General features: G+C 61.1%; 14 protein-coding genes. 12 read left to right on the forward strand and 2 right to left on the reverse strand.

All coding sequences use genetic code 11. The features are described from left to right. Positions 1–74: 74 nt before the first annotated feature. Both argE and argA read left to right on the forward strand, forming a co-directional pair. Positions 75–1,217, forward strand: a complete 1,143-nt coding sequence (gene argE, locus ACF8RA_RS02720; protein ID WP_021783547.1) for an acetylornithine deacetylase — start codon at positions 75–77, stop codon at positions 1,215–1,217. Positions 1,218–1,341: 124 nt separating this feature from the next. Beyond that, positions 1,342–2,640 (forward strand): amino-acid N-acetyltransferase, encoded by a 1,299-nt coding sequence (gene argA / locus ACF8RA_RS02725; RefSeq protein WP_176682814.1) that lies wholly within the window; start codon positions 1,342–1,344, stop codon positions 2,638–2,640. A gap of 153 nt (positions 2,641–2,793) precedes the next feature. On the opposite strand, the gene ACF8RA_RS02730 is transcribed toward argA, so the two are convergent. Then, positions 2,794–4,170 (reverse strand): glutamine synthetase family protein, encoded by a 1,377-nt coding sequence (locus ACF8RA_RS02730; RefSeq protein ID WP_021783548.1) that lies wholly within the window; start codon positions 4,168–4,170, stop codon positions 2,794–2,796. A 574-nt stretch (positions 4,171–4,744) separates the two neighbouring features. Here ACF8RA_RS02730 and ACF8RA_RS02735 point away from each other — a divergent pair. The 7 genes from ACF8RA_RS02735 (at position 4,745) to ACF8RA_RS02765 (ending at position 13,052) form a co-directional block, all read left to right on the forward strand. After that, positions 4,745–6,103: a glutamine synthetase family protein gene (locus tag ACF8RA_RS02735; RefSeq protein ID WP_003253727.1), complete on the forward strand. Its 1,359-nt coding sequence runs from the start codon at positions 4,745–4,747 to the stop codon at positions 6,101–6,103. Between the two features lie 48 nt (positions 6,104–6,151). Beyond that, positions 6,152–7,513, forward strand: coding sequence for an aspartate aminotransferase family protein (locus ACF8RA_RS02740; RefSeq protein WP_176682813.1), 1,362 nt, complete (start codon positions 6,152–6,154; stop codon positions 7,511–7,513). A gap of 168 nt (positions 7,514–7,681) precedes the next feature. Then, positions 7,682–8,779 carry a polyamine ABC transporter substrate-binding protein gene (locus ACF8RA_RS02745; RefSeq protein WP_209969265.1) on the forward strand — a complete coding sequence of 366 codons (1,098 nt, stop codon included), beginning with the start codon at positions 7,682–7,684 and terminating at the stop codon, positions 8,777–8,779. A gap of 156 nt (positions 8,780–8,935) precedes the next feature. Beyond that, the gene (locus ACF8RA_RS02750) at positions 8,936–10,030 is read left to right on the forward strand and encodes a polyamine ABC transporter substrate-binding protein (RefSeq protein ID WP_176682811.1); all 1,095 of its coding nucleotides are present in this window, start codon (positions 8,936–8,938) and stop codon (positions 10,028–10,030) included. Between the two features lie 72 nt (positions 10,031–10,102). Then, the gene (gene potA / locus ACF8RA_RS02755; RefSeq protein ID WP_021783552.1) at positions 10,103–11,245 is read left to right on the forward strand and encodes a polyamine ABC transporter ATP-binding protein; all 1,143 of its coding nucleotides are present in this window, start codon (positions 10,103–10,105) and stop codon (positions 11,243–11,245) included. Further along, a complete protein-coding gene (locus ACF8RA_RS02760; protein WP_176682810.1) occupies positions 11,242–12,162 on the forward strand; it encodes an ABC transporter permease subunit in 921 nt (306 codons plus the stop codon). Before potA ends, ACF8RA_RS02760 begins: the two co-directional genes overlap by 4 nt. Next, positions 12,159–13,052: an ABC transporter permease subunit gene (locus tag ACF8RA_RS02765; protein WP_021783554.1), complete on the forward strand. Its 894-nt coding sequence runs from the start codon at positions 12,159–12,161 to the stop codon at positions 13,050–13,052. Before ACF8RA_RS02760 ends, ACF8RA_RS02765 begins: the two co-directional genes overlap by 4 nt. Positions 13,053–13,161: 109 nt before the next feature. Here ACF8RA_RS02765 and ACF8RA_RS02770 read toward each other — a convergent pair whose 3' ends face one another. Next, the gene (locus ACF8RA_RS02770; RefSeq protein ID WP_176682809.1) at positions 13,162–13,617 is read right to left on the reverse strand and encodes a transposase; all 456 of its coding nucleotides are present in this window, start codon (positions 13,615–13,617) and stop codon (positions 13,162–13,164) included. Between the two features lie 313 nt (positions 13,618–13,930). Here ACF8RA_RS02770 and ACF8RA_RS02775 point away from each other — a divergent pair, with 313 nt between their 5' ends. The 3 genes from ACF8RA_RS02775 to ACF8RA_RS02785 are packed head-to-tail and all read left to right on the forward strand — an operon-like array spanning position 13,931 to position 19,133. Then, the gene (locus ACF8RA_RS02775; RefSeq protein WP_392518763.1) at positions 13,931–15,019 is read left to right on the forward strand and encodes an efflux RND transporter periplasmic adaptor subunit; all 1,089 of its coding nucleotides are present in this window, start codon (positions 13,931–13,933) and stop codon (positions 15,017–15,019) included. After that, positions 15,016–16,083 (forward strand): efflux RND transporter periplasmic adaptor subunit, encoded by a 1,068-nt coding sequence (locus ACF8RA_RS02780; RefSeq protein WP_176682807.1) that lies wholly within the window; start codon positions 15,016–15,018, stop codon positions 16,081–16,083. The genes ACF8RA_RS02775 and ACF8RA_RS02780 overlap by 4 nt, the downstream gene beginning before the upstream one ends. Continuing rightward, positions 16,080–19,133: an efflux RND transporter permease subunit gene (locus ACF8RA_RS02785; RefSeq protein ID WP_392518764.1), complete on the forward strand. Its 3,054-nt coding sequence runs from the start codon at positions 16,080–16,082 to the stop codon at positions 19,131–19,133. Before ACF8RA_RS02780 ends, ACF8RA_RS02785 begins: the two co-directional genes overlap by 4 nt. Positions 19,134–19,142 lie beyond the last annotated feature (9 nt).

Here is a 19,142-nt window from a genome sequence, read left to right on the forward strand (position 1 = left end):
GCAGTCAGCCCTCAACGGTTTATTCCAGACAGCGGATAGTCCTATGATGGGCAACGTTTCCGAGGAGTACGCGCATGCCGTTGCCGACGCTGAAAGACCAGTTTGCCGCCTTGATCGCCGCGCCTTCGGTCAGCTGTACCCAACCTGCGCTGGACCAGTCCAACCGCCAGGTTATCGACCTGCTGGCCGGTTGGCTGGGCGACCTGGGTTTCAAGTGCGATATCCAGCAGGTCAGCCCCGGCAAATTCAACCTGCTGGCCAGCCGTGGCACCGGCCCGGGAGGGCTGGTGCTGGCCGGGCACAGCGATACCGTGCCCTATGACGAACAGTTGTGGGCCAGCGATCCGTTGAAGCTTACCGAGACCGATGGCCGCTGGGTCGGTCTGGGCAGTTGCGACATGAAGGGCTTCTTCGCCCTGGTCATCGAAGCGGTCATCCCGCTGCTGGAGCACGACTTCAAGGAGCCGCTGCTGATCCTTGCCACCTGCGACGAAGAAAGCTCCATGTCCGGCGCCCGTGCCCTGGCCGAGGCCGGCCAGCCACTGGGCCGTGCAGCGATCATCGGTGAGCCTACCGGGCTGCGGCCGATCCGCATGCACAAGGGCATCCTCATGGACCGCATCGACATCCTCGGTCGCAGCGGCCATTCGTCGGACCCAAGCCTGGGCCGCAGCGCCATGGAGGCCATGCATGCGGTCATGGGCGAGCTGATGGGCCTGCGCCAGCAGTGGCAACAAACCTATAGCAACCCCCAATTCACCGTGCCGACCCCGACCATGAACTTCGGCTGCATCCACGGCGGCGACAACCCCAACCGTATCTGCGGCCAGTGCGCCCTGGAGTTCGACCTGCGGCCGCTGCCGGGCATGGATGTGGAGCAACTGCGCGCGGCCATTCGCGAAAAACTGCTGCCGGTTGCAGAGCGCCATGAGGTGCGCATCGACTATGCGCCGCTGTTCCCGGAGGTGCCGCCGTTCGAGCAGGCTGCCGATGTCGAACTGGTTCAGGTCGCGGAGCGCCTGACCGGTCATCGTGCTGAAGCGGTGGCGTTCGGCACCGAAGCACCTTATCTTCAGCAACTGGGCTGCCAGACCATTGTGCTGGGCCCTGGCGACATTGCCTGCGCCCACCAGCCTGGCGAATACCTTGAAATGTCACGAATCGAGCCTACCGTGCGTCTATTGCGTGACCTGATCCGGCACTATTGCCTGCACTAAACGTCAATCGAACTGATTCGTTCCTGCCTAGAGGAGACCGCGCGTGACCGCAAGCCTGTTCCGACGATGATCCTGAACGCCCCCTGCATCGCCGTTCTCCGTCCACTTATCCACAGGCTCTGTCATGCCCGATTACGTCAACTGGCTGCGTCATGCATCCCCCTATATCAATGCCCATCGCGACTGCACCTTCGTGGTCATGCTCCCTGGCGATGGGGTGGAACACCCTAATTTCGGCAACATCGTCCACGACCTGGTGCTGCTGCACAGCCTCGGCGTGCGGCTGGTGCTGGTGCATGGTTCGCGCCCGCAGATCGAAAGCCGGCTGGCCGATCGCGGCCTGACCCCGCACTACCACCGGGGCATGCGTATTACTGATGCGGCTACCCTGGATTGCGTGATCGATGCCGTCGGCGCCCTGCGCCTGGCCATTGAAGCGCGGCTGTCGATGGACATCGCCGCTTCGCCCATGCAGGGCTCGCGCCTGCGCGTGGCGTCCGGCAACCTGGTCACCGCGCGGCCGATCGGTGTGCTCGAAGGCGTGGACTACCACCACACTGGCGAAGTGCGCCGGGTCGACCGCAAGGGCATCAGCCGCCTGCTCGACGAGCGCTCCATCGTGCTGTTGTCGCCCTTGGGCTACTCGCCTACCGGGGAAATCTTCAACCTGGCCTGCGAAGACGTGGCTACTCGCGCGGCCATCGAACTGGGCGCCGACAAACTGCTGTTGTTCGGCGCCGAGCCGGGCTTGTTGGACGCTGACGGTAGGCTGGTGCGCGAACTGCGCCCGCAGCAGGTTACCCCGCATCTGCAGCGTCTTGGCAGCGACTACCAGGGCGAACTGCTGGATGCTGCGGCCGAGGCCTGCAAAGGCGGTGTGGCGCGCAGCCATATCGTCAGCTATGCCGAGGACGGCGCGCTGCTCACCGAGCTGTTCACCCGTGGCGGTGGCGGTACGCTGGTGTCGCAGGAACAGTTCGAAGTGGTGCGCGAGGCGACTATCGAGGATGTGGGTGGCTTGCTGGAGTTGATCAGCCCGCTGGAAGAGCAGGGCATCCTGGTGCGCCGTTCACGCGAAGTGCTGGAGCGAGAGATCGAGCAGTTCAGCGTGGTCGAGCGCGAGGGCATGATTATCGCCTGTGCGGCGCTGTACCCGATTGCCGATTCCGAGGCCGGGGAGCTGGCTTGCCTGGCGGTGAACCCGGAGTACCGCCATGGCGGGCGTGGGGACGAGCTGCTGGAACGGATCGAGAGCCGGGCACGGCAGATGGGCTTGAGTACTTTGTTCGTGCTGACTACGCGCACGGCGCACTGGTTCCGCGAGCGCGGCTTTGCGCCGAGTGGGGTGGAGCGGCTGCCGGCGGCGCGGGCTTCGCTGTACAACTACCAGCGCAATTCGAAGATTTTCGAGAAGCCCCTGTAAGCCTGGGCCGCCCTCTTCGCGGGCTCGCCCGCTCCCACAGGGTAATTTCGAGGGCTGAATCCTATGGCTTACCTGTGGGAGCGGGCGTGCCCGCGAAGCAGGCGACACCGGTCTCAAACAAAAAACGCCGCCCTTGAGGGGCGGCGTTTTCGTTTACACGGTATGCAGGTACCAGTTGTACTCGAGGTCGGAGATCGAGTGCTCGAACTCTTCCAGCTCGCTTTCCTTGCACGCGACAAAGATGTCGATGTACTTCGGATCGATGTACTTGTTCAGGATCTCGCTGTCGTCCAGCTCGCGCAGGGCATCGCGCAGGTTGTTCGGCAGGCTCTGCTCCAGCTGCTCGTACGAGTTGCCTTCGATCGGCTCGCCCGGCTCGACCTTGTTGGTCAGGCCATGGTGCACGCCCGCCAGCACCGCAGCCATCATCAGGTACGGGTTGGCGTCGGCACCGGCCACGCGGTGCTCAATGCGCACGGCGTCCGCGGAGCCCGTTGGCACGCGCAGCGCCACGGTGCGGTTGTCCAGGCCCCAGCTCGGCGCGTTCGGCACGTAGAACTGCGCGCCAAAGCGGCGGTACGAGTTGACGTTCGGGCAAAGGAATGCCATGGACGCGGGCAGGGTCTCGAGCACACCGCCGACAGCGTGACGTAGCGCGGCGTTCTGCTCGGGATCCTCGCTGGTGAAGATGTTGTTGCCATCTTTGTCCAGCACGGAAATGTGCACGTGCAGGCCGTTGCCTGCCTGGCCCGGGTAGGGCTTGGCCATGAAGGTAGTGTCCATTTCATGGTCGTAGGCGATGTTCTTGATCAACCGCTTGAGCAGTACCGCGTAGTCGCAGGCCTTGAGCGGGTCGGCCACGTGGTGCAGGTTGACTTCGAACTGCGCCGGAGCGCTTTCCTTGACGATGGCGTCGGCCGGGATGCCTTGTTCTTTCGCGCCTTCGAGGATGTCCTGCAGGCAGTCGGCATATTCGTCGAGGTCGTCGATCAGGTACACCTGGGTCGACTGGGGGCGCTTGCCCGAAATTGGCGAGCGGGGTGGCTGCGGCCGGCCGTTCACGTTCTCCTGGTCGATCAGGTAGAACTCCAGTTCGAATGCGGCGCAGATAGTCAGGCCCAGTTCGTCGAACTTGGTCACCACCTGACGCAGCACTTCGCGCGGGTCGGCGAAGAACGGCTCGCCTTCCAGCTCGTGCATGGTCATCAGCAACTGGGCGGTGGGGCGTTTTTGCCACGGCTCGTTACAGAGCGTATCGGGAATGGGATAGCAGATGCGGTCAGCATCGCCGATGTCCAGGCCCAGCCCGGTGCTTTCGACGGTGGAGCCGTTGATGTCCAGGGCGAAGAGGGAAGCAGGCAGGTTGATGCCTTTCTCGTAAACCTTGTGGAGGCTGGTGCGCTCAATGCGCTTGCCACGCACCACACCATTCATATCTGCAATCAGAAGGTCAACGTAGAGAACCTCAGGATGTTCCTTAAGGAACGCGTTCGCTTCGTTAAGCTGAACGGCACGCGGGGGTACCGACATGATGCAACACCTTTGTTGTTAAAAATATCAATCAAGGGGGGCTTGCAAGACCAGTCAATCGAAAAGAGATACTGATGTCAAGCCAACCCCATGATGCCCTGAAATGGCACATCTACGGCAGATTTGCTGCATATCGGGGCAAACCATTATCCGCTATTTCCTGCGTAAAGGGCTATCTCCGGTACGCCGTGTTTTATTTTTTACGGAGGTGTTGTGTAAAAAAATGAACAAGGCTAAGCTCGGTCTCAACCCAGAACACAATAATACGAGGGTCACATGGTCCGCTTGCCGCGACCTGAAAGCACTGCCTGCGCAGTGCCATCGGGTACTTCCGTCGTTTTTGCAGGCTTCGTCAATGGCGTGGTCGCCCTGGCCGCAATAATTGACGTTTCGCGTTCCCGGACCGGTCCTCGCAGCGGCTTGCCGCCCTTCGCTTCGTCTTCCTGCCTTTTGAACTCATTACGGACACAGCTGATTTCAGTGTATCCACTGTGGCTCTGCGCGTGGGTTTTTGCTTTAGCAATCTACTCCATCCAGAATCAAGTCGTGGACCACCTTACCTCCTGAGGTATTTATGAGTAACAACCTCGACCAGCTCACCGATTGGTTGAAAGAGCACAAGATCACCGAAGTCGAATGCATGATCAGCGACCTGACCGGCATCACGCGCGGCAAGATTTCGCCAACCAACAAATTCATCGCCGAGAAAGGCATGCGGCTGCCCGAGAGCGTACTGCTGCAGACCGTGACCGGTGACTACGTCGACGACGACATCTATTACGAACTGCTCGACCCGGCAGACATCGACATGATCTGCCGCCCTGACGAGAACGCCGTGTTCCTCGTGCCGTGGGCCATCGAGCCGACCGCGCAGGTCATTCATGACACCTACGACAAGAAGGGCAACCCGGTCGAACTGTCGCCGCGCAACGTGCTGAAAAAAGTGCTCAAGCTTTACGCCGACAAGGGCTGGCAGCCGATCGTCGCCCCCGAGATGGAGTTCTATCTGACCAAGCGCAGCGAGGACCCGGACTTTCCGCTGCAGCCCCCGGTTGGCCGTTCCGGTCGCCCGGAAACCGGCCGTCAGTCGTTCTCGATCGAAGCGGCCAACGAATTCGACCCGCTGTTCGAAGACGTCTACGACTGGTGCGAGCTGCAGCAACTGGACCTCGACACGCTGATCCACGAAGACGGCACGGCGCAGATGGAAATCAACTTCCGTCACGGCGACGCCTTGCACCTGGCCGACCAGATCCTGGTGTTCAAGCGCACCATGCGCGAAGCGGCGCTCAAGCACAACGTGGCCGCCACTTTCATGGCCAAACCGATGACCGGCGAGCCAGGCAGTGCCATGCACCTTCACCAGAGCGTGGTCGACGTGGCGACCGGCAAGAACATCTTCAGCAATGAAGACGGCAGCATGAGCGAGCTGTTCCTCAACCACATTGGCGGCCTGCAGAAGTTCATCCCCGAGGCGCTGCCGCTGTTCGCGCCTAACGTCAACTCGTTCCGCCGTTTCCTGCCCGACACCTCGGCGCCGGTGAACGTGGAGTGGGGCGAAGAAAACCGCACCGTCGGCCTGCGCGTACCGGATGCCGGCCCGCAAAGCCGGCGCGTCGAGAACCGCCTGCCGGGCGCCGACGCCAACCCTTACCTGGCCATCGCCGCCAGCCTGCTGTGTGGCTACATCGGCATGGTCGAAGGTATCGAGGCCAGCGCGCCAGTGCAGGGGCGTGGTTACGAACGCCGCAACCTGCGCCTGCCCCTGACCATCGAAGACGCCCTGGAACGCATGGAAAACAGCCGTGCGCTGGTGCAGTACCTGGGCAAGAAATTCATTACCGGATATGTCGCCACCAAGCGCGCCGAGCACGAAAACTTCAAGCGCGTCATCAGTTCCTGGGAGCGTGAGTTCCTGCTGTTCGCTGTCTGATCAACCCTGGTGCCGCAGGAGCGCGGCGGTCCAATAACGGAGAAGCACATGAGCGTCAACAACCCGCAAACCCGTGAATGGCAAGCCCTGAGCGGGGAGCATCACCTCGCACCCTTCAGTGACTACAAGCAACTGAAGGAGAAGGGGCCGCGCATCATCACCAAGGCCCAGGGTGTGCATTTGTGGGATAGCGAGGGGCACAAGATCCTCGACGGCATGGCCGGTCTATGGTGCGTGGCGGTCGGCTACGGCCGTGAAGAGCTGGTGCAGGCGGCAGAAAAACAGATGCGCGAGCTGCCGTACTACAACCTGTTCTTCCAGACCGCTCACCCGCCGGCGCTCGAGCTGGCCAAGGCGATCACCGATGTGGCGCCGAAAGGTATGACCCATGTGTTCTTCACCGGCTCCGGCTCCGAAGGCAACGACACAGTGCTGCGGATGGTGCGTCACTACTGGGCGCTGAAGGGCAAACCGCACAAGCAGACCATCATCGGTCGTATCAACGGTTACCACGGTTCCACCTTCGCCGGTGCTTGCCTGGGTGGCATGAGCGGCATGCACGAGCAGGGTGGCTTGCCGATCCCGGGTATCGTTCACATCCCTCAGCCTTACTGGTTCGGCGAGGGCGGCGACATGACCCCTGACGAATTCGGTGTCTGGGCTGCCGAGCAGTTGGAGAAGAAGATCCTCGAAGTCGGCGAAGACAACGTCGCTGCCTTCATCGCCGAGCCGATCCAGGGCGCAGGTGGCGTGATCATCCCGCCGGAAACCTACTGGCCGAAGGTGAAGGAGATCCTCGCCAAGTACGACATCCTGTTCGTCGCCGACGAGGTGATCTGCGGCTTCGGCCGTACCGGCGAGTGGTTCGGTTCGGACTATTACGACCTCAAGCCCGACCTGATGACCATCGCGAAAGGCCTGACCTCTGGTTACATCCCCATGGGCGGTGTGATCGTGCGTGACACCGTGGCCAAGGTGATCAGCGAAGGCGGCGACTTCAACCACGGTTTCACCTACTCCGGCCACCCGGTGGCGGCCGCGGTGGGCCTGGAAAACCTGCGCATCCTGCGTGACGAGAAAATTGTCGAGAAGGCGCGCACAGATGCGGCACCGTATTTGCAAAAGCGTTTGCGCGAGCTGCAGGACCATCCACTGGTGGGTGAAGTACGCGGCCTGGGCATGCTGGGTGCGATCGAGCTGGTCAAGGACAAGGCCACCCGCAGCCGTTACGAGGGCAAGGGCGTGGGCATGATCTGTCGCACCTTCTGCTTCGAGAACGGCCTGATCATGCGTGCGGTGGGTGACACCATGATCATCGCGCCGCCGCTGGTAATCAGCCATGCGGAGATCGACGAACTGGTGGAAAAGGCACGCAAGTGCCTGGATCTTACCCTTGAGGCGATTCGATAAGCGTTTGCTAGGCTAGCGTTGTGACATTAAGCCGTTACATGGCCCTGCTTTCCTTGATACAGGGCCTTGTAACTTGCCAGACTAGCGGCTGTTTCAGTCGCCGCACGCTCTGCACCGTGGGTTCTGGCTGCTGGACAGTTGCTAAATAAAAATTCTGGAGCATTACGCATGAATAAAATGGGCAAAACGTTGCTGGCCGCCGCCCTGATGGGCGCCATGGCCTCCGCTGTTCAGGCTGAAGACAAAGTGTTGAACGTCTATAACTGGTCGGACTACATCGCTCCGGACACCATCGCCAAGTTCGAGAAGCAGACGGGTATCAAGGTCAAGTACGACGTCTTCGACAGCAACGAAACCCTGGAAGCCAAGCTGCTGGCAGGCAAGTCGGGCTATGACATCGTCGTGCCGTCGAACAACTTCCTGGCCAAGCAGATCAAGGCGGGTGTGTACGAGGAACTGGACCGTTCGAAACTGCCGAACTGGAAAAACCTCGACCCCGACCTGCTCAAGGCCGTTGGCGATGCCAGCGACAAGGGCAACAAGCATGCCTTCCCTTATATGTGGGGCTCGATCGGCATCGGCTACAACCCGGAGAAGGTCAAGGCTGCGCTGGGCGTGGACAAGATCGACTCGTGGGACGTGGTGTTCAAGCCTGAGAACATCGCCAAGCTCAAGAGCTGCGGCGTGAGCTTCCTCGACGCCCCGACCGAAATGCTCCCGGCTGCGCTGCACTACCTCGGCAAGCCGACCGACAGCACCAAGAAAGAAGACCTGAAGGCCGCCGAGGACCTGTTCCTCAAGATCCGTCCTTCGATCACCTACTTCCACTCGTCCAAGTACATTGGCGATATGGCCAACGGCAACATCTGTGTAGCCGTCGGTTACTCGGGTGACCTGGAGCAATCCAAGGCCCGTGCCCATGAAGCGGGCGACAAGGTCAAAGTGGACTACGTCATTCCGAAGGAAGGTGCCGGGACCTTCTACGACATGGTCGCCATCCCGAAAGATGCCGAGCATAAAGACGCTGCCTACCAGTTCATGAACTTCCTGATGCAGCCGGAAATCATGGCTGAAATCACCAACGCCGTGCGCTTCCCGAACGGTAACGCTGCTGCTACCCAGTTCGTGGACAAAGACATCACCAGCGACCCGAGCATCTACCCGCCTGCCGAAGTGAAGAAGCAGCTGTACGCGATCGCTGCGCCTGACGCTTCTGTGCAGCGAGTGATCACCCGCAGCTGGACGAAGATCAAGTCGGGCAAGTAAGTCCGATGCGACAGCTCTGGGCCGGTTTTTTCGGCCCAGAGCCATTGAAAGGTAATTGATGATTGCGGCATCGAAGCTGCGAAGTTAAGTTGCGCGCCGGTTTTGCGTGTGCGGCAGCATTGTCGCTACCCAGGCACTGATTGTGAGGACCCCCACTTGTCTATTTCTGTATTCCGCAAGGCCTTGATGGCCGGCGCGGGCCTGACGCTGGCATGCAGCGTCCAAGCGGCGCCGACGGTGCACTTCTATAACTGGTCCGACTACATCGGCCCGACCACACTCGCGGACTTCGAGAGCGCCACGGGCATCAAGTCTGTGCAAGACGTGTTCGACTCCAACGAAACCCTGGAAGGCAAGCTGCTGGCCGGTAACACCGGTTATGACGTGGTGGTGCCGTCCAACCATTTCCTCGGCAAGCAGATCAAGGCGGGCGCGTTCCAGAAGCTCGACAAGCACCTGCTGCCCAACTATTCCAACCTCGACCCGGCATTGATGAAGCGCCTGGAAAAGAACGACCCGGGTAACCAGTACGCGGTGCCTTATCTGTGGGGCACCAACGGCATCGGTTACAACGTCGACAAGGTCAAGGCTGCGCTGGGCGTGGATACCATCGACTCCTGGGCCGTGCTGTTCGAGCCCGAAAACATGAAGAAGCTCTCCAAGTGCGGTGTGGCCTTCCTCGACTCGGCGGACGAAATGCTGCCAGCGGTGCTCAACTACATGGGCCTCAACCCGAACAGCACCGACCCCAAGGATTACGCCAAGGCCGAGCAGAAGCTGCTGGCGGTGCGCCCGTACGTGACCTACTTCCACTCGTCCAAGTACATCACCGACCTGGCCAACGGCGACATCTGCGTCGCGGCAGGTTTCTCGGGTGATGTGTTCCAGGCCAAGGCCCGCGCTGAAGAAGCGAAGAAGGGCGTGAACCTGGCCTACGCCATTCCCAAGGAAGGCGGCAACCTCTGGTTCGACGTGCTGGCGATCCCCAAGGACGCCAAGAACGTCAAAGAGGCGCATGCCTTCATCAACTATTTGCTGAAACCTGAGGTTATCGCCCAGGTCAGTGATTACGTCGGTTACGCCAACCCGAACCCCAAGGCTGGCGACCTGATGGACCAGGCCGTGAGGACTGACGCTGCGGTTTACCCACCGCAGGAAGTGCTGAACAAGATGTTCGTGAACTCAGAGTTGCCACCCAAGGTGCAACGGCTGATGACCCGTAGCTGGACCAAGGTCAAGTCGGGCAAGTAAAAAATCCAGACCCGCGGCGGCCTCTGCAGGTCTGGCCGCGCGGGCACAAAAATCTTGTTGGGAGTTTCACTCATGGCAGTTGCCTCCGGTGCCTATAAAAAAGCCCTCGAGGGTGACCAGCAACCCAAGCAGGTGCTGGTCAAGATCGACCGGGTCACGAAAAAGTTCGACGAAACGGTAGCCGTGGACGATGTGTCCCTGGAAATTCGCAAGGGTGAGATCTTCGCCTTGCTGGGTGGCTCCGGTTCCGGCAAGTCTACCTTGCTGCGCATGCTGGCCGGCTTCGAGCGCCCTAGCGAAGGTCGGATCTTCCTCGATGGCGTCGACATCACCGACATGCCGCCCTACGAGCGGCCGATCAACATGATGTTCCAGTCCTACGCACTGTTCCCGCACATGACCGTGGCACAGAACATCGCCTTCGGCCTGCAGCAGGACAAGCTGCCCAAGGCCGAGATCGATGCGCGCGTGGCCGAGATGCTCAAACTGGTGCACATGACCCAGTACGCCAAGCGCAAGCCGCACCAGTTGTCGGGCGGCCAGCGTCAGCGTGTGGCGTTGGCCCGCTCGCTGGCCAAGCGCCCCAAGCTGTTGCTGCTCGACGAGCCAATGGGGGCACTGGACAAGAAACTGCGTTCGCAGATGCAGCTGGAGCTGGTCGAGATCATCGAGCGCGTGGGTGTGACCTGCGTGATGGTGACCCACGACCAGGAAGAGGCCATGACCATGGCCCAGCGCATCGCCATCATGCACCTGGGCTGGATCGCCCAGATCGGCTCGCCAGTGGACATCTACGAGACACCTACCAGCCGCCTGGTGTGCGAGTTCATCGGTAACGTCAACCTGTTCGAAGGTGACGTGGTCGATGACGCCGAAGGCTACGCGATCATTGCCAGCCCGGAACTGGAGCGCAAGATCTACGTGGGCCACGGCATCACCACTTCGGTTGAAGACAAGCACATCACCTACGCCCTGCGCCCGGAGAAACTGCTGGTAACCACCAAGCAGCCCGAGTTCGAGCACAACTGGTCGCGCGGCAAGGTGCACGATATCGCCTACCTGGGTGGCCACTCGGTGTTCTATGTGGAACTGCCGAGCGGCAAGGTCGTCCAGTCGTTCGTCGCCAACGCCGAGCGCCAGGGTGCCCGTCCTACCTGGGGCGATGAAGTGTACGTATGGTGGGAAGACGACAGCGGCGTGGTACTGCGGTCATGAAACTGCGCAAGCTCAAGCGAGCCTTCCAGCGTCTGGTCCCGGAGGGGCGGCATCTGGTGATCGGCGTGCCGTTCATCTGGCTGTTCCTGTTCTTCATGCTGCCGTTCTTCATCGTCCTGAAGATCAGTTTTGCCGAAGCTGATGTGGCAATTCCGCCGTATACCGAGATCTACACCTACGTCGAAGACAAGGTCCAACTGGTCCTCAACCTGGCCAACTACGGGCTGTTGACCGAGGATGATCTGTACCTTGCGGCCTACCTGGGTTCGTTGAAGATGGCCTTCTTCAGCACCCTGCTGTGCCTGCTGATCGGCTTCCCGATGGCCTACTCCATTGCCAATGCCAAGAAGGAGACCCAGACGGTCCTGCTGTTGCTGATCATGATGCCCACCTGGACCGCGATCCTGATCCGCGTCTATGCCTGGATGGGTATCCTCAGCAACAACGGCCTGCTCAACGGTTTCCTGCTGTGGACCGGGTTGATCGACCAGCCGTTGCAGATCCTCAACACCAACCTGGCGGTATACATCGGCGTGGTCTATTCGTACCTGCCGTTCATGATCCTGCCGCTGTTCGCCAACCTGGTGAAGCATGACCCGAGCCTGCTCGAAGCTGCATCCGACCTGGGTTCGAGCACCTTCAACAGCTTCTGGAAGATCACGGTACCGCTGTCGAAAAACGGCATCATCGCCGGCTGCATGCTGGTGTTCATTCCGGTGGTGGGCGAGTTCGTGATCCCGGAACTGCTGGGCGGTCCGGAAACCCTGATGATCGGTAAAGTGCTGTGGCAGGAGTTCTTCAACAACCGTGACTGGCCGGTGGCATCTGCCCTGGCGGTGGTAATGCTGGCGATCCTGATCGTGCCGATCCTGCTGTTCAACCGTAGCCAGGCCAAAGAGATGGAGGGCCGCGCATGAAACGCTTCAGTTTCTCCAAGCTGATGCTGGTGCTCGGCTTGCTGTTCATCTACCTGCCGATGCTGATCCTGGTGATCTACTCGTTCAACGCCTCCAAGCTGGTGACGGTGTGGGGGGGCTGGTCGATCAAGTGGTACGTCGGCCTGCTCGACAACACCCAGCTGATGGGTTCGGTGATGCGCTCGCTGGAAATCGCCTGCTACACGGCGGTGGCAGCGGTGGCACTAGGTACCCTGGCAGCCTTCGTACTGACCCGTGTCACCCGCTTCAAGGGCCGCACGCTGTTCGGTGGCCTGGTCACTGCGCCGCTGGTAATGCCCGAAGTGATCACCGGTCTGTCGCTGTTGCTGCTGTTCGTGGCCATGGCGCAGTCGATCGGCTGGCCCCAGGAGCGTGGGGTCGTCACCATCTGGATTGCCCACACCACGTTCTGTGCGGCCTATGTGGCGGTGGTGGTGTCGGCTCGCCTGCGTGAGCTGGACCTATCGATCGAGGAAGCGGCGATGGACCTGGGTGCCAAGCCGTGGAAGGTGTTCTTCCTGATCACCATCCCGATGATCGCGCCGTCGCTGGCGGCGGGCGGCATGATGTCGTTCGCCCTGTCGCTGGACGATCTGGTACTGGCCAGCTTCGTGTCCGGTCCGGGTTCTACCACCTTGCCAATGGAAGTATTCTCGGCGGTGCGCCTGGGTGTGAAACCGGAGATCAACGCCGTGGCCAGCCTGATCTTGCTGTCGGTATCGCTGGTGACCTTCTTCGTCTGGTACTTCAGCCGCCAGGCCGAAGAGCGTCGTCGCAAGGCGATTCAGCAGGCGATCGAAGAGGGTGCTGCGGCCAACGCTTCGCAGCCGCAGGTCAAGCGCTCGGCGCAGGTGGCTGCGTCGGCCTGACCCGGCCCTTTCGCGGGCACGCCCGCTCCCACAGTCGTAGTGCACAACCTTTAAAATGTGCGCGGTCGCTGTGGGAGCGGGTTTACCCGCGAATTCCCCCAGCACACATTCAAAGCCAGACTGCATCCCAGTGTGGATAGTCCCTGACACTTTTTGCCAAGCCGGCCCGCAACGGGTTGGCAACTATGTATCTGGCGACATGCACTATGCTTTCCTCCCTTCTCAGTGCCCGGTCCTGATATCCAGGCTGCCATACCGGATGATGCTCAACCCCTGCTTGATGTAACGCGAGACTGGACCTGGACTTGAACCTGCGCATCAAGGTATCCAGCGTTGCTCCTTTCAATTCGATCAGCCAATGCAGATGGTCGGGCATCAACACCCAGGCCAGTGAACGGCAGGCTTGTTCCTGATCGGATTGCCGCAATTGATGAATGACCAAGCGTGCATGGTGGAATTCATCGAATAGCGGCTTGCGCTGATGGGTAGCGGTGGTCAGCAGATAGAGTCTGCCGAGCTCTGAATAGCGACCACGACGAAGCAGATGGGATTGAGCCCTGGGCATCAGGTTCTTCCTTGCAAACAGATGACCTCCCAAAGGTAGTAACTGTGATGCCTGCGCAATGAAGTGGATGGTTTCTGGATATGGCAGAGGTTATATGTACCTGTACTGGCCCATTCGCGGGTGAACCCGCTCCCACAGGTACTGCACAGAATTCAGCATAGGCACGATCTCTGTGGGAGCGGGTTCACCCGCGAAGAGGCCCGCACCGGCTGTGATAATGCCGGAATGATCCCCGCCAGTGATGTTTATCGAACCCTGAACTACGCTCACAGTCGCATCCCACAAATCATTTGTGCGCAAGCAAGGAGCCAGCATGGCGTTGATGCCTCCGCTGTCGGTCGTCTGTCTGGGGTTGTTGTACATGCTCACCGGCTGTAGCAAGGAAGAGGTCCCCGAGACGCTGCCTCGGGTGGGTGTGCAGCAGGTACAACCCACCGATTTCGCTGCCAGGGTCACCCTGACCGGCGACGTACAGGCGCGGGTGCAGACCGAATTGTCATTCCGCGTCGGCGGCAAGATCATTTCGCGTAGCGTCGACGTGGGCGATCACGTGAAGGCCAACCAGGTGCTGGCCCGGCTCGACCCGAAAGACCTGCAGAACAATGTCGACTCGGCCAAGGCCGAAGTGTTCGCCGCACAGGCGCGGGTCACCCAGACCAGCGCAGCCTTCGTGCGCCAGCAAAAACTGCTGCCCAAGGGCTACACCAGCCAGAGCGAATACGATGCTGCCGAGGCCGCGCTGCGCAGCAACCAGAGCGCGCTCAAGGCCGCCCAGGCGCAACTGGCCAATGCCAACGAGCAACTCAGCTACACCGCACTGGTCTCCGAGGCTGCCGGGGTAATCACCGAGCGCCAGGCCGAGGTTGGCCAGGTGGTGCAGGCGACCATGCCGATCTTCAGCCTGGCCGTCGATGGCGACCGCGATGCGGTGTTCAACGTTTATGAATCCTTGTTGGTGGCACCGCCCAGCGATGCCGGGGTAGTCGTGAGCCTGCTGGACGATCCCAAGGTCCAGGCCCGTGGCTTCGTGCGAGAAATCACCCCCACCGTGTCCGCGCAAAGCGGCACCGTGCAGGTCAAGGTGGGGCTCAAGGACGTGCCGCCCGGGATGCAGTTGGGGGCACCGGTTACTGCCACCACCAATGCCCAGGGCCGGCCCAGCGTCGAGCTGCCTTGGTCGGCGCTGACCAAGGCCCTGCATGAGCCTGCCGTGTGGGTGGTGGGCGAGGGCGACAAGGTGGAACTGCGCAAAGTCGAGATCCGCCGTTACCTCACCGGCAAGATCGTGATCGCCAGCGGCCTGAAAGGCGGTGAGACCGTGGTGGTCAACGGTGGCCAGTTGCTGCACCCCGGCATGCAGGTGCAGAAAGTCGACGCCAAGGCCCCAGGGGGTGAGCTATGAAGCGTCTGCTGCTGATGCTGTCGGCCGGTGTGCTGCTGGTTGGTTGCAGTAGCGAAGAAGAGGCTCCAGAGGCGATCCGGCCAGTGCTGTCGGTCAAGGTGGAACCTCAGGTGCAGTCGCAGCTGGGCCGCTTCGCCGGCAGTATCCAGGCGCGCTTCGAAAGCACTTTGGGCTTCCGGGTTTCCGGGCGTATTGCCCGGCGCTGGCTGGACGTCGGGGCCCAGGTGAAACCGGGCGACACCTTGGCCACCCTGGACCCGACCGACCAGCAAAACCAGCTGCGCGCTGCCGAAGGCGATCTGGCCAAGGTGCAGGCACAGTGGATCAACGCCCAGGCCGATGCCCGTCGCCAGCAGCAGTTGTATGACCGTGGGGTTGGCGCCCAGGCACAGCTGGATATCGCCCAGACCAACCTGAAAACCACCAGCGCAGCGTTGGAACAGGCCCGCTCCGCCGTCAGCCAGGCCCGTGATCAGCTCGACTACAGCACCCTGCGTTCCGATCACGCTGCCGTGATTACCGCGTGGCAGGCCGAAGCCGGGCAAACTGTAACCGCTGGTCAAGCCGTGGTGACCCTGGCCCGGCCGGACGTGAAGGAAGCGGTCATCGACCTGCCGATCGATCTGGCCGAGCAGTTGAGCAAAGACCTGACCTTCACTGTTGCCTCGCAACTGGACCCGACCATCAATACCACAGCGAGCCTGCGCGAACTGGAGCCTCAGGCTGATGCCACCACCCGTACCCGCCGTGCTCGCCTGACCCTGGCCAGCACACCGGCGGCCTTCCACCTCGGCACCTCCATCAGTGTGACCCTTAGCTCGGAAGTGTCCCCGCGCAGCGAACTGCCCCTGAGTGCCTTGCTTGAGCGTGACGGCAAGACCCAGGTGTGGGTGATCGATACGCAACACAAGACCGTGGCCACCCGTGACGTAGCGCTGATCGACCGCACCGCTGACAGCATCGTACTGAGCTCCGGCGTGCAGCCCGGTGAACGCGTGGTCACAGCCGGCGTCAACAGCCTCAAGCCTGGCCAGAAGGTCACCTTCGACGAGGATGCGCAATGAAAGGAAGCTTCAACCTGTCCGACTGGGCACTCAAGCATCAATCGTTCGTCTGGTACCTGATGTTCGTTAGCCTGTTGATGGGGATTTTTTCCTACTTCAACCTGGGCCGCGAGGAAGACCCGTCGTTCACCATCAAGACCATGGTCATCCAGACCCGCTGGCCCGGTGCGACTCAGGACGAAACCCTGTACCAGGTTACCGACCGCATCGAGAAGAAGCTCGAAGAACTCGACTCGCTCGACTACACCAAAAGCTACACCCGCCCCGGCGAGTCCACGGTCTACGTGTACCTTCGCGATACCACCAAGGCCAAGGACATTCCGGATATCTGGTACCAGGTGCGCAAGAAGATCCAGGACATTCGTGGCGAATTTCCCGCCGGTATTCAGGGGCCGGGCTTCAACGACGAATTCGGTGATGTATTCGGCTCGATCTATGCCTTTACCGCTGACGGCCTGACCCTGCGCCAACTGCGGGACTACGTGGAACAGGCACGGGCCGAGGTCCGCGATGTACCCAACATCGGCAAGATCGAGCTGGTCGGCACCCAGGACGAAGTGCTGTACCTGAACTTCTCCACCCGCAAGCTGGCAGCCCTGGGTATTGATCAGCGCCAGGTGATGCAGGCACTTCAAGCGCAGAATGCGGTGACGCCGGCCGGCATGATCGAGGCCGGCCCGGAGCGCATCTCGGTGCGTACGTCCGGGCAGTTTGCCTCGGAAAAAGACCTGCAATCCGTCAACTTGAGGATCAACGACCGCTTCTTCCGCCTGGCCGATATCGCCGACATCGAGCGCGGCTACGTCGACCCGCCTTCGCCAATGTTCCGTTACAACGGCCAGACAGCCATTGGCCTCGCCATCGGCATGAAGGCCGGCGGCAACATTCAGGTGTTCGGTGCGGCGTTGAAAAAGCGCATGGACCAGGTGGTCCAGGACCTGCCGGTGGGTGTGGGTGTACACACCGTTTCTGATCAGGCCGTGGTGGTCAAGCAGGCGGTCGGCGGTTTCACCAGCGCGTTGTTCGAGGCGGTGGTGATCGTGCTGGCCGTGAGTTTTGTCAGTCTTGGCGTGCGCGCCGGGCTGGTGGTGGCCTGCTCGATCCCGCTGGTGCTGGCCATGGTGTTCGTGTTCATGGAGTACAGCGGCATCACCATGCAGCGGATTTCGCTGGGCGCGCTGATCATTGCGCTTGGCCTGCTGGTGGACGATGCGATGATTACCGTGGAGGTGATGGTCACGCGGCTGGAGATGGGCGAAAGCAAGGAGCAGGCGGCGACGTTCGCCTACACCTCCACAGCCTTCCCCATGCTTACCGGCACCTTGGTGACCGTGGCCGGGTTCGTGCCTATCGGCCTCAACGCCAGCTCTGCGGGTGAATACACGTTCACCCTGTTCGCGGTGATCGCCGTTGCCCTGATCGTGTCGTGGGTGGTGGCGGTTTTCTTCGCCCCGGTGCTTGGGGTGCATATTCTCAAAAGCGACAAGATCAAGGCCCACGAAGCTGAGCCTGGCCGGGTCGGGCGGGCATTTGAAGGCGGGTTGCTATGGTGCATGCGCAACCGCTGGTTGACCATCATCGGCACCGTGGTGCTGTTCGCCCTGTCGATCTTCTGCATGCGTTTTGTGCAGAACCAGTTTTTCCCGTCCTCGGACCGCCCGGAAATTCTCGTCGACCTCAACCTGCCGCAGAACGCTTCGATCGAGGAGACGCGCAAGGTGGTCGACCGCTTCGAGGCGCGGATCAAGGACGACCCGGACCTGGTGCACTGGAGTACCTACATTGGCCAAGGCGCGATCCGCTTCTACCTGCCCCTCGACCAGCAGTTGCAGAACCCGTACTACGCGCAGCTGGTGATTGTCAGCAAGGGCTTCGAAGAGCGTCAGGCCTTGATGGACCGCCTGCAGAAGATCCTGCATGAAGAATTCGTCGGTGTCGGCACCAACGTGCAATCGCTGGAGATGGGCCCGCCAGTGGGCCGGCCGATCCAGTACCGGGTCAGCGGTGCCGACATCGACCAAGTACGCAAACACGCCATCGAGCTGGCCACCTTGCTCGACCAGAACGAGCACATCGGCGAGATGATCTACGACTGGAACGAGCCGGGTAAGGTGCTGCGCGTGGAAATTGCCCAGGACAAGGCACGCCAGCTGGGCCTGTCGTCCGAAGATGTTGCCAATGTGATGAACAGCATCGTCAGTGGCGTGCAGATCACCCAGGTCAACGACAACATCTACCTGGTCGATGTGGTCGCCCGCGCCGAAGACAGCGAACGTGGCTCGCCTGATACTCTGCAGAACCTGCAAATTCTTACCCCTAACGGCACCTCGATCCCACTGCTGTCGTTCGCCACCGTGCGCTACGAGCTGGAGCAGCCACTGGTATGGCGACGCGACCGCAAGCCAACCATCACCATCAAGGCCTCGGTCAACGGCGACATCCAGCCCACCGACCTGGTGGCCCAGTTGAAGCCGAAAATTGACGAGTTCGCCAGCAAGCTGCCGGTCGGTTACGAAGTGGCCACGGGTGGTACGGTTGAAGAAAGCAGCAAGGCCCAGGGGCCGATCGCCAAGGTCATCCCACTGATGCTGTTCCTGATGGCGACCTTCCTGATGATCCAGTTGCACAGCGTGCAGAAGCTGTTCCTGGTGGTCAGCGTGGCGCCGCTGGGCCTGATTGGTGTAGTGCTGGCGTTGGTGCCCACGGGGACGCCGATGGGCTTCGTGGCGATCCTCGGCATCCTTGCGCTGGCGGGCATCATCATTCGTAATTCGGTGATTCTGGTGACCCAGATAGACGAGTTTGAAGCCCACGGCCTGTCGCCGTGGGATGCGGTGGTGGAGGCCACCAACCACCGGCGCCGGCCGATCCTGCTGACGGCGGCGGCGGCGAGCCTGGGCATGATCCCGATTGCCCGCGAGGTGTTCTGGGGCCCCATGGCCTACGCCATGATTGGCGGGATCATCGTGGCGACCTTGCTGACGCTGCTGTTCCTGCCGGCGCTGTACGTGGCCTGGTACAAGATCCGCGAGCCGCAGAAACACTCCTGAAGGCCCATA

The organism is Pseudomonas sp. FYR_5 (assembly GCF_043106315.1).
Lineage (GTDB): Bacteria > Pseudomonadota > Gammaproteobacteria > Pseudomonadales > Pseudomonadaceae > Aquipseudomonas > Aquipseudomonas putida_Y.